Genomic DNA, 11882 nt, shown 5'->3' on the forward strand with positions numbered 1-11882 from the left:
GACCCCGAACACCTCGTCCGGACGGTCAGGCGCGGCTTACGGAAGATCCAGTACCGCCCGCACCTCATCGACGGCTGCCTCGCCGCGACCGGGCTGATCACCGACATCGCGAGTTCAACCTGAGTAATAGCCGCGGGTCCCCGAGCGCCTGTCAGCTAGGAGCCCAGGATCCGGGCCTTGGCGCTCTCGTACTCCTGGGCGGACAGCGCTCCGGATTCCGCGAGTTGCTGGAGCTTGGTGAGTTCGTCGGCCAGCGAGTCCGTCGGCAGCGGCCGGTGTTGGCGGGCGATCGCTTCGTCGACGGCTTCTCGGAGCTCCTCGAACGCGGCGGCCTGGTTCTTCATGACGATCACGCTGTTCTCGTCGTGGATCGCGCTGTTCGTCTGGTTGCCGAATCCGGACCTGCGCTCGATGCCGCCCGGCACGGTGAACTGGATGAAACCGTTCACCAGCTTCCCGGGTGGTTTCCATTGGACGGCCGCGATCTGCGAGATGTGAATCCGTTTCTCGCCCTTGCCGACCGACGTCCGCGCCAGGAAACCCTTCCGGGTGATGGTGACGTACTCGCCGTCGAACGTGACCTGGCCGTTGTGTCCCTTGGCTTCGATCATGAGTCCAGGATCAGCAGACCTGCCGGTTCCCGCACCTCGCCGCGGTCCAGCGGCAACGGCGGTGCCCTGGAGCGGCCGCCTACGGGTGCCGCCCCACCAGGTCCAGCAGCCGGCGGCGTCGGGCTCGTAGAGCGGGCGCCCGCCCGGGTAGGCACGGGGGGACGAGATCAGCGCGGTGCCCGGGACAGGATCGCCGACCCGGACGGAGGCGCGCTCGCCGTCCATCGAACCGCCGCCCGGCTCGACCTGGAGCGGCCCCTTCGCCGTGCCCGGTACCGTACCGGCCGTGGCGGGTCGGCCTGGCTCAGCCTGGCCTGGAAGGCTTCCGCGAGCGCCCGCCGCAGTGGTCTCCTCGATCCGCTGCTGCACCTGCTCGATGCTCTCGCAGCGCACCGGGGCTGCGGCCGTGGAGGCGGCGGTGTGCGTGCCGAGTTCGGCGAGGCGCTCCAGCAGGGCGGTGCGGCCGCAGTCCTCGTCCAGGCCGATCACGCTGCGGGCGAAGAACGTCAGCTCGATCCGGTAGGGGCAGTCCTTGGCACGCAGCGGCCGGGCCGCGCCGCTGTGCGGGTGGAGGAACGGAGGCGCCTCGTGGGCGAGCCGGATCCGGTTCGCTTCCTCGAACTGGGCCGTCGTCCGCAGCACCTCGCCGCGCAACTCGGCGTTGACCGGTTGCGTCAGTACTGCGGGCAGGCCCGGCACGGCGTCGGCGGCGTGCTGGGCCTGCCCCGTCAGGCCGTCGCCGCGGGCCAGCACCTGCTGCCGGCTTCCCGCTCTGGTAGCGGACGGCGACCGCCAGGCCGTCCGGCTCCGGCTCCACGCACCACCCGGCCACCGGCCGGTCCAGGCGCCGCTCCAGGCCCGCTGCCCAGTCCGCGAGCTCCTGCCCGGAGAGCACGTTGTCCGGAGAGCACGTTGTCCGGCGACAACGTCGGCGCGCTGTGCGGCACGTCGCCCACCACCGTGCCACCCGCAACCTCCCCGGCCGGCGAGTCGGCCAGCACCTCCTGCGGGTGCGCCTTCTCGTAGGCCTCGAGGCCGCGGCCAGCGCGTCGTACTCGTCGTCGCTCAGCCGGGGAGCTGCCATCGGTGTAGTACGCCGCGGATGCCGCCGCGGAAGCGCTCACGGCGGCATCCGCAGCGGCGGCGTAATCGGCAGAAGTGGCCAGGTCAGCGGCAGGAGAGGTGTCATGCGACCGTGACCTTGCACGGCGCTGACGGCCTCGCCCGGGCCGTGACGGTTCACTGGGGCGGTTGCGGTCCGGCGGGAGCCGGGAGGGCGGTAACTCCCGCCTTCTTGCCGGCCCAGCAGTTCACACCGCCGCCCGACGCTCAGCTCGGCGGTCGGCCGGGTGCCGCCTGGGGTGCCGCGGCTTCCTCGTGCAGACCGGTTACTGATGCTGTGCGTACGCCTGGCTGGAGCCCATGCAGGCAACCGCGCACCAGGTCCTGTTCGAACGGCCGGTTTCCTCGGGAACGCCCTCTGCCGCACCCGGCCGCCGCTACTGTTGCCCCGTCAGTGAACACTGGTACTGGGGGTAGTGGGTGCGCGGGGGAGAGTCGAGCACTGCCCGGATTCTGCGGCGAGCTGGACAGCTCCGGTGCTCAGCCGTGCTCTTGGCCGTAGCGGCCGTGGCGGTAGCCGGCTGCAGCGGGCCGAAGGACCAAGCAGCGAACGAGGGCAGTCCGACAACGGTGAGTGCCCCGCCCCCGTCCACCGCGCCGCCTTCCCCGTCGGCGGATCCGAGCACGGCGGCTCGGCAGCAGGTCCTCGCCGTCTACCAGGCGTTCGAGGACTATCGGACCCAGGCGTACACCTCCGGGCACGGGGACGCGAACCTCCAGGGGCAGGTCGCGGTGGGCGAGGAGTACCAGCAGCTTTCTGCGCAACTGTTCGAGTTTCAGCAGAGCAGCTACCGGTTCAAGGGGGCCAGGGTGAATCACCCCGAGGTGACCCGGGTGGACCTGCAGGCCTCGCCGCCGACTGCCGAGATCAAGGAGCGTTTTCAGAGCGGTCACCGATCGGGTGACGGCCCACGGTCGTGGGGCAGGAAGAACGGACAGGGCTCCCCGGCAGTTGAGTGAGGTATCTGACGTCTCAACTCTGTTGCCGGGGAGCCCTGGTGGTTACCTATCCTGCCGCACTGGACCTGCCGCACGCCCTCGTCGAGTGGGTCACCATGCTGATCGTCACCCGGGAGGGTGACCGCCGCTGCAAGCTCCGCCCTTCGCAACGAGCCCTGGTCGCGCTGGTCTACCTGCGCAAGCACGACACCCTCGCCCAGATCGCCGCCGGCTTCCGGATCAGCGTCGGCACCGCCCACGCCTACGTCCACCAGGTCACCGACCTGCTGGCCCGGAAGGCGCCCGGCCTGACCCGAGCCCTGCACGAAGCCGACGCCGAGTACGTCCTGGTCGACGGCACCCTCGCCGAGTGCGACCGGGTCGGCGACGGCCGTGCCGACTACTCGGGAAAGCACCGCCGCCACGGCGTGAACCTGCAGGTCATCACCGATCCGACGGGCAGACTCGTGTGGATCTCCCGCGCTCTTCCCGGCCGCACCCACGACCTGACCGCCGCCCGCACCCACCGCATCGTCAAAACCTGCGCCAGGCTCCACGTCCCGGCCCTGGCTGACATGGCGTACACCGGCGCCGGCGGCACCTTCGCCGTGCCGACCAGACGTCCCGCCCGCAAGGAACTCAGCCCCGCGCAGCGGTCGTTGAACCGAGCTCACGCCCGGCTCCGCCACCCGGTCGAGCGCGGCGTGGCCACGCTCAAGCGCTGGCGAATCTTCCGACACGCACGCTGCAGCCCGAACTGGCTGACGTCAGCAGCCAAAGCAGTCCTCACCCTCGAGCTGCAACGCTGAAAAGGCTCAAGGATTGCGTGGACATCTCGAATTGGACGGTGTACTCCACTGCTCCCGGAGGAAGCGCCTCGAAAGCGCCTGGCACCCCGCCGCGGATCCCCGCGACGGCACAGGCCCAGAGGATGCCCGACGGTACTTGGCGCATCAGCAGCTACGACTCCTCTCCTATGACTGCCTGCTGAAGGACGTCTTCCGGCAGCGCTCTGTGCACGGCACGCCGCCTGCCCGGGCACCGGGGAGGCGTGCTTCACTCTCCTGGCCCGCCTCCAGCACGGCTCGAACAAGGCCGGGGTGAGCTGCTGGCCGATGCCGGTGACTGCGGGGGCGGTGGTCCAGTTGGTCTTGATGGCGCTGCGGGCGGCCGCCAGGGTGATCCGGCCGGAGCAGATCCGGACGGCTGTCGATGGCGCAGATGACCTGCTACAAGCCGGGCGAGCGGTCCCGACTGATCTACGCGGTCCGGGAGTACATCGGGCGCAGAGACCAGCCGAAGGGCTTCGGTTGGCGCGACTCCCGAGACCTGATCATCCGGGCCCGCATCCAGCTCGGCGGCCCGATCGTCCTGGCCTGGGACAACCTCCCCCTCCACTTGACGACAGGGATGCGGGAATTCATCACCACGAACGCCGACTGGCTCACAGTGTTCCAGCTGCCGACCCACGCCCCCGACCTCAATCCCACCGAAGGGATCTGGTCCCTGGTCAAACGCGACAAGCGCAGACTCAAGCGCATCCAGTACCACCCCGACGGTGGTCGACGGCTGCCTCGCCAGCACCGGCCTCACCCTGGACCGCTGACCGACATCACCCTTTCAAGTTCAGTACTGCCGTCAGACACCGCACAGGCCCCACCGGAAGGTTCCGGTGGGGCCTGTAGTTCGCTATCGCTCACAACGCGATCACGGGCAGAGAGCCAACCTCACTCCCCCTCTGGGCGCCAAGACCCCCAGTAGAAGAATTCCAGCTGCCATTCACCGCCACCCTCAGATTCGATCGTTTCTGTCGCATTCTGGAGATACCACGACGTGTTGACGAACAGGCGCAAATCCCGACCTGCAAGAACATCCGAGTTCAGAATCCCCACGATCAATCGGCGCGGCTTCTCCTGGAACTCGGCAGACAGCAAGTCGAAGAACCCATCCCAGCCACCACGAAAGTAGCCCGGGAAGTCAAGCTCTCGCCCAACAGATAGAGAGGCGTCACGCTCCGATTCGAAGCTTGAGGCATCGACGCATCGGACCTGGAATCCCTGACCCTCTACGCGACGTCTGACCTCGTCCCGGCCAGCTTCTGGAAGCAGATAGGGCGGGGCGGACATCCCTGGGATGACGCTAGAGATCGGTCGCCACTGCACGTTTCATCAACCTTTCGCCGACTCCTCATCGAAGCCGGATGAAATTGTCGTAGTGATTGGAGGTGTAGTACACCTCACCCTTCCGTCCGAATACGAGACGCTCCGCCCCTCGATTCCCCGTCCCGCTGCCGGACGGCCAAACATCGCTCTCCGTGTAGTAGCCGAGCGGCCTATCTGGGAGCTGCCCATTTCCGTTGCCATACTCTCCGGCAGGTCGGCCTCTCCTGCCGCCCTGATGCGTCATGGCAGGCGGTCGCCCGTTCATGTCGTAGAAGTCAACAACCTCTTGGATTCGGTTCTGGGTTGCGGCCTTGCTCTGGCCGAAAATCCCTTCCCTGAGCGGGGCACCGAAGAGGCAGTTGCTGTTGTGAACAAGAACGGGAGTCTCGCCCGCCAGTACATAGTACGTATGAACGCCATTTACTGTGAGGTTGTAGGCGGCCAGGAGCGTGGCGGAGTGGCGGGTAGCCACCACGCGGGAGATGGTTCCACTGCTCGTGCGGAGCGCTTCTCCGACCTGGACGTCCGATGCCTCGACCCAGCTCTTGCGGGTCTCCAGCCAGAACGGGTGGTGGTCCGTTGCCGTGATGGAGCCGGTGTCTTCGAGTGTCAGCGTGGTGAATCCGCGATCGTCAGGCGTCGCGATCGTGGCGTCGATCCTCTGTGGTGAGGTCTGACCAGTCTCGGGATCAGCAGCCAGGACGATGTCGCCGACCTTCAGGGTCTCGATCGGGGCAGTGGCCCCGTCGGCCAGGAGCACCTCGGTGCCAGCCGGAAAACTATTGAACTCGCATGTGGTGACCGCCCCTTGCTCCCGCGAAGACTCCTCTTTCTGGAGCTTCGAGGACTGGCCCTTGAATGTGCCGGCCGACCATCCCGAATTTCCGGTGTACGGCTTGGGTGTGCGGCTGTACCCCTCGGCGTTGAAGTTGCCGAACTGGCTCTGGAGCCAGCCTCCGCCGATGATGGCACCAGCGGTTACAGAGGCGTCGCAGCGACCGACGTCCATACAGGAGGCGTGGAATTTGGTGATCAGGAGTTGGCTGATGTTCGAGTCGTAGGCCTGGGATCCAGGCTGGGCGTTGGTGTTGGTGACGTCGTTGCAGCCGAATTCATGGTTCCAGCCGGCACAGTTCTTTGCGATCCGGTCGTACATGGCCTTGCGGATCTTGTCGAAGGCCGGGTTGTCGTTCCTGATGGCGACGCCGGGGTAGATGAGGGTATAGGTGCCGTTGTTGGGGAGGTCCTTGCGGTCGGTGTACCGCATCCTGCAGGACGCTCCCTCGCAGAGGTCGTCCTGGATAGTCCCGCCGCCTTCGGTCGCTCCCGCGTACTTCATGAGGCCGCTGGGGTCGCTGTAGGTGAGGGGGTTGTTGGTGCTGTAGGTGTAGCCGGCGAGTGCTTGCGGGTCGGTGGGTGACAGGAGCGGGTCGACGCTGATGAAGCGGCCGGTGGTGGGGTCGTAGTCGCGGGCTGCGAGGTGGGTGAGGCCCGTGGGTTCGGTGGTGCCACCGAGGAAGCCTCGGTTGCCGGCCCAGGTGGCGGGGCTGGTGCCGCGGGTGGCGCCGAAGGGGAGGGTGTGGCGCTGGTCGGTGGCTCCGGTGGTGGCGTCGATGTTGACTTCGGCGGTGCCGTGGTGGTCCGCGCTCTGGTAGGTGAGCTTGTTGTCGTCGGTGCGGACGGCGGTGGCGGAGCCGAGCGCGTAGTAGCGGGTGGCGGTGGCCTTGGTGGCGCCCTTGACCAGCTTGAGCTCGGTGTTGCCGAGGTACAGGGTCCAGTTCTCGGCCGCCGGGTCGGCGGTGTCGAGGGTGTGGCCGATGAGTCGGTTGCCCGAGGCGTCGTAGAGGTAGTCGGTGCTCCGGTTGGTGGTTGTGGTGGTGCTGCCGGTGGTGGTCTTGACGGTTGCGGCGAGTCGGCTGAGCCGGTTCTCGGTGTTCCAAGTCAGGGTTTCGTCGCTGCTGCGGTTTCCGGCGGGCTTGAGGTTGCGGGTGGTGGTGTTGCCGGCGCTGTCGTAGCCGTAGCTCTCGAGCACCGGTGTGCCGAGGGCCCCGGTGACGGTGCTGGTGCCGGTCAGGGCGTGGGGCCGGGCGGCGGTGGCGGCCGGGTAGGTGTAGGTGGTGGTGGCGTTATTGGCGGTGTTGCCCGCCGGGTCGTGCCGGGTCTCGGTGGCCCGGGTGCCGTTGGTGTTGTAGGTCCAGCTGGTCCAGTACGGGGCCGGTCCGCCGAGGGTGGTACCGGTCGGCGAGGTGGGGCAGGTGTCGGCGGTCGGGGTGTACGCCTCGGTGAGGCGTGCGAGGTGGTCGTAGGTGAAGCACTGCCGGTCGGTGCCGGAGCGCGAGGTGTCGGTGACCGAGGTGACGTTGCCGGCCTGGTCGTAGGTGTAGGCGGCGGCGCGGGCTGCGCCGGTGATGCCGTACTGGTCGGTGCGGCTGGAGGCCAGGCGCTGGGTGCCCCACTCGTAGGAGTCGGTGACCAGGATCCGCTTGTCGCCGGTGCCGTTGAGGGTGGTCTGCCAGGGCTTGTTGGTGGGGCTGTAGGTCTGGCCGGTCTGGTAGTCGCTCAGGCCGATGACCTGGGTGGGCCGGTGGAGGGAGTCGTAGGTGAAGGCGACGGGCTCGGCCGGGAGGTTCCCGGCGGCCGGGTAGGTGACGGTTTTGGTCTGGCCGTCGAGCCGGTAGGTGGCGCCGCTGATGTAGGTACCGGCGAGGGGTTCCTGGCCGGGGACGGAAGGGACGGTGACGGTGGTGCGGGTGGGCCGGGCCAGGGCGTCGAAGAGCGAGTAGGCGGTCTTGTACTGGTAGGTGGTCCCGCCGACGGTGGCGTGGCGGATGCTGGAGGACAGCTGTCCCTTGTTGCCCGCCGGGTCCCAGACCTGGGAGGTGAGCAGAGGGCCGGTGGGCGAGTCCTGGTGGGTCTCGGTGGGTCGGCCGAGGTTGTCGTAGACGGTGGCGATGGTGTTGCCGCGGCCGTCGGTGGTGCTGGTCAGTTCTCCGCGGTCGTTGTACGTGCTGGTGGCGGTGCCGCTGTCGGGGTCGACGGCCTTGGTCTGGTGACCGTGCTGGTCGTAGGTCCAGGTCCAGACGGTGCCGGCGGGGTCGGTGAGGCGGGTGAGGTGGCCGGCCGGGTCGTAGCGGTAGGTGGTGGCGTCGTAGGCCCCGGTCGGGGTCGCGGACTTGTACTGGCGCAGCTCGGTGGTGTGTCCGGCGGCGTCGGTGATGGTGGTGGTGGGGGTGCCGCCCTGCGGTGGGGTGATGGTGGTGCGGTCGCCGGCGTACTCGGTGAGGGTGCTGGACAGGGGGGTGCCGACGCCGTTGCCGGCGAGGAGGGTGGATTTGACGGGCCGTCCGAGGCCGTCGTAGGCCGTCGTGGTCTGGGTTTCGAGGTTGGTGGTGTCGTCGACGTTGCGCAGCGTGCTGGAGGGCGCGCCAGCGGTGTAGTAGGCGGCGTAGGCCAGGGCAGGGTTGCCGCGGTCGTCGTAGAAGGTGTCGGTGAGGATGCGGCCGCCGTCCGGGCCGGGGGTCTGACTCTGGCGGGGGCGGGCGAAGCCGTCGTAGAGGGTGTAAGCGGTCTGTTGGGAGCCGTCGTCGTCGAGGGTCTTCGTGGCGATCGCGCTGGGCTTGCCGTCGGCGATGGTGTAGGTGAACTCCTGGTCGGGAGTCTGCCCGCTGGACTTGGCCCGGTCGGGGAGCCAGACCTTGAGGGTCCGTCCGAGGGCGTCGTACTGGACGTCGGTGCGGCGGTTGTTGGCGTCGAGGGAGTCGACGGGCAGGCCGCGCAGCAGGTCGAAGTCGGTGGTGGTGGACTGTGAGGTGGCTGTGTTGCCGGCGGTGGCCGGCGGGGTGGTCTTCGTGAGGCGGGCGGTGCGTCCGGCGGCCGGGGTGTAGGTGCTGCTGGTGGTACGGGCGTCGGGCGAGGCGGTGGTGACCGGGCCGGTGCTCCCGGTGGTATCGAAGACGGTGGTGGACACCAGGTCGGTGGCGGTCAGGGGCCGGCCGTAGGTGTCGAAGGTGCCGCTGCTGTCCAGGTAGGTGGCGGTGGTGCCGGTCCGGTTCTTGAGGCTGTGAGCGAGGGTGACGTCGCCCTTGGTGGGCGGGGCGCCGTAGGCCTGGTTGTCGTAGCGGTAGCGGACGTCGGACAGGACGGCGGAGGTGCCGTCGGGCTGGGTGTCACGGTTGACGTTCGCGGAGCAGTTCGCGGCGACGGTCTCGATCTGGCTGACGCCGGCAAGGATCCAGGTGGTCGTGTTGTCGGTGTAGGTGGTGCGGGTGCACTTGTCGTCGGCGGGCTCGGTGGTGTCGCCGAGGTCCTCGAGTGCGGTGACGCGGCCGTAGCCGTCGTAGGTGGTGTTGGTGCGGGTCTCGCGCCAGGAGGCGCCGACGCCCTTGTCGAGGGAGGTGAAGGAGCGGGTGGCCGCGGTGCCGGTGAGGTTGGCGGTGGTGGTTCCCCAGGTGTTGCTGCGGGTGGCGGTCTGCTTCTTCCATGGGGTGCTGACCGTCTTGGAGAGGATGACTCCGCCGGGCTTGTCGAACTGCTCGGTGCGGTACTCGAAGCCGGCCCACGCCTGGTCGTCGGTGAGGGTAGTTCCCTCACCGTCGTTGACGGTGACGCTGCGCTTGGCGTTCTTGTCGGCGGGGTCGTTGCGGTCGCCGTCCATGCCGCGCAGGAACCAGTGGTCGGCCTGGGTGGACATGCCGGCGACGCCGCCGGTCTCGATCCGGGCGTGGGCGTAGCCGCGCCACTGGGACCAGGTCTTGAGCTTGTCCTTGGTCAGGCCGTCCTCGTCGTCGTAGTGCCAGGCCGCATCACCGAGGTAGCTGTAGTGGGTGACCATGTCGGGTGCGCCGCCGGTGCGGTCGGTGGCGATGACGGAGGCCACCACGTACTTGTTGAACCACTCGGTGATGATGGGAGAGGTGTCGGAGGCCTGGTACATCTGCGGGAAGCAGCGGGTGGTGTTGGTCTGCGGAGTGGGCAGGTTCGTCCAGTCACACACCGCGGCCGAGTAGTTGACGTCGATCTGGCCGCCGAGCTCGTCGGTGATGGTGCCTAGGCGCTGCTTGACGAACGGCAGGCGGCCGTCGCCGGTCTGGTCGAGGCGGTTGACCATCTGCTTGTAGGCGAAGGTGGTCTTCGGCATCACGACCGCCGGGGTCGCGGAGGATCCGGTGTGCTGGATGGAGTCCAACAGCAGTTGATAGTCGTAGTCCGCGGTGCCCCACTTGTGCTTCAGGTCCCAGGTGTCCACGGGCGTGTAGCTGCCGTCGGCCTGGAGGGTCTTGGCGACGACCTGGGTCAGCCGGGTGCGGGTGAAGAACGTCGGCGCCGGCTGCGGGCAGTCGGTGCCGTCCTTGCAGGTCTGGTCCCACGGGGTGTCGTACCAGTACTGCTTGTTGGCGTCGATGTTCGCCGGGTCGCAGGTGCCCGCCGTGCTCTCGAGGCAGCGCTCGCCCGTGCCGAAGTCGACGCGGGCCATGGGCTTCACGGTCGCGGAGTAGATGTCGGTCTGCTGCTGGCCGTACTCGATGTGGTCGAGGCGGCCGCCGCGCACGTAGGGGGTGCGGTCGGTGGGGGTGAGGTTGCGGCCGTAGTTGTTGGTCTCGGGGGTGTACCAGTACGTGATGTCGTTGCCGTGGGTGTCGACGACCAGATCGAGGTTCCACCGCCAGCCCTGCTGGCACCAGGACGAGGCGAAGTCGGCGCTGTTGCACGGCTCGCCTGTGTTGTTGCCGTAGACCGGCAGGGTGTAGACGGACTTGGTCTCGGGCTTGCCCGCGGTCCAGTTCGGCAGCCGGTTGTAGCCGAAGTAGTAGGTGGTGCCTTCGGGGGTGGTGGCGCGGAAGTACTCACCGTCGTTGTCGCCGTTGCCGCGGTTGGCGTCGCGCACGCGGACGACCTTGGTGCCGCTGTCGTTCTTGATCCGCCACTCGTCCGCGGAGACGGGGATCAGCTCGCCCGCGTGGCCGGCGAAGCTGATGGTGGCGTTGTCGGTTCCCCAGCACTGGTCGCCCGGACTGAGGGTGCCGGTCTTCGGTGCGCCGTCGTCCGCGCACGGCTTGTAGGAGCGCTCGACGAAGCCCGGGGAGTAGCTGAAGCCGTCACCGATCCAGGAGGCCTGGTTGTTGCTGTTGGAGGTGCGGCCGTCGATGGATCCGGAGTCGTAGTCAAGGCCGAGCTGGGGTGTGAGACCGCCCGGCATCGGGGTCAGCGGCATGTCGTACGACCAACTGAACGAGCCGCTGTTCAGCGAAGTGGACCAGGTCGAGGCGCTGGCCAGCGGCGTTGCCGTATAGGTGCCGTTCGGGCCGGCGGTTCCGGCGGTGGCGGCCAGGACCATGACACCCGAAGAGGTCTGGACGCGGGTAGATCCGGGGGGAGCGGCGGTCAGGGCGTCCGCCTTGACTGTCTGCGCCTCGGTATCGTTGCCGCCGGGCAGGGCCGTCTGGGTCCGACACTCGGCGAGTTGCGGAGTGGTCAGGGCGCAGGCGGGCAGGCGGACGAGCTTCAGGCGGGATCCGAACGCAGAGCCCGCGGCCTGGGCGAACGACGAGTAGTCGACGCTGACGCCGTTGTCCTCGTTCACACCGGAGACGGTGAACAGCAGGCCGGTCAGACCTGCCTTCGCTGTGGCGTCCTGGTCGAGGATCTCGACGTGGGCCGTGCTGGCCGTTCCGGCGGAGGTGACGGTGATCGGGAGCTTGCCGGCCTTGACCGTCTTGCCGCGCCCGGCGGGCACTTCGGCGGTGGCGTTGCCCTTGCCGGGGAGGGCTCCGTGTTTGTCGTCGGTCTTGCTGGTGGTGGTGTCGGTCTTGCGGGGCTTGGCCTTGGCGTCGGAGGTCTTGACCGGCTTCTCGCGGGAGACGGCGGAGGGCGGGACGTAGGGCTGGGCCGCCGCGCTGGCGGCCAGGGGCAGGGTCGGCAGCAGCGACCCGACGAGGGTGGCCGCGATCGCCGCGGCTGTCCTGGGCCGGGCCCGCCGCGCGGCGAACCGTCCGGTTCTCATGGTGTGGTGGCTCCCGTGTCGAAGGGATGCCCCTGCAGGTGGGCGACC

Annotated in this window: 5 protein-coding genes and 1 pseudogene; 3 read left to right on the forward strand and 3 right to left on the reverse strand. The window is 68.4% G+C overall.

Translation table 11 applies throughout. The features are described from left to right. Window positions 1-155 precede the first annotated feature (155 nt). Window positions 156-1364 (reverse strand): DUF4429 domain-containing protein, encoded by a 1209-nt coding sequence (locus QSK52_RS29605; protein ID WP_285739278.1) that lies wholly within the window; start codon window positions 1362-1364, stop codon window positions 156-158. Between the two features lie 939 nt (window positions 1365-2303). Here QSK52_RS29605 and QSK52_RS29610 point away from each other — a divergent pair. The 3 genes and pseudogenes from QSK52_RS29610 to QSK52_RS39725 all read left to right on the forward strand — a co-directional run. Next, window positions 2304-2693: a hypothetical protein gene (locus tag QSK52_RS29610; protein ID WP_285739279.1), complete on the forward strand. Its 390-nt coding sequence runs from the start codon at window positions 2304-2306 to the stop codon at window positions 2691-2693. A gap of 38 nt (window positions 2694-2731) precedes the next feature. Continuing rightward, on the forward strand, window positions 2732-3481 hold the full coding sequence (locus tag QSK52_RS29615) for a transposase family protein (RefSeq protein WP_285739280.1): 750 nt from the start codon (window positions 2732-2734) through the stop codon (window positions 3479-3481). A 388-nt stretch (window positions 3482-3869) separates the two neighbouring features. Beyond that, a pseudogene (locus QSK52_RS39725) lies at window positions 3870-4278 on the forward strand (transposase); the annotation flags it as partial. A gap of 121 nt (window positions 4279-4399) precedes the next feature. Here the strand turns inward: QSK52_RS39725 and QSK52_RS29625 are convergent. Together QSK52_RS29625 and QSK52_RS29630 are read right to left on the reverse strand one after the other, a co-directional pair. Beyond that, a complete protein-coding gene (locus QSK52_RS29625) occupies window positions 4400-4798 on the reverse strand; it encodes a barstar family protein (protein WP_285739281.1) in 399 nt (132 codons plus the stop codon). 61 nt (window positions 4799-4859) lie between these two features. After that, the gene (locus QSK52_RS29630) at window positions 4860-11834 is read right to left on the reverse strand and encodes a polymorphic toxin-type HINT domain-containing protein (RefSeq protein WP_285739282.1); all 6975 of its coding nucleotides are present in this window, start codon (window positions 11832-11834) and stop codon (window positions 4860-4862) included. Window positions 11835-11882 lie beyond the last annotated feature (48 nt).

This window comes from Kitasatospora phosalacinea (assembly GCF_030268885.1).
In the GTDB taxonomy this organism is placed as follows: Bacteria; Actinomycetota; Actinomycetes; order Streptomycetales; family Streptomycetaceae; genus Kitasatospora; species Kitasatospora phosalacinea_C.

Bases quoted from the DNA above. Each gene is read 5' to 3' on its own strand.
- QSK52_RS29625 (WP_285739281.1), bottom strand. From the start codon at position 4,798: ATGTCCGCCCCGCCCTATCTGCTTCCAGAAGCTGGCCGGGACGAGGTC.
- QSK52_RS29630 (WP_285739282.1), bottom strand. From the start codon at position 11,834: ATGAGAACCGGACGGTTCGCCGCGCGGCGGGCCCGGCCCAGGACAGCC.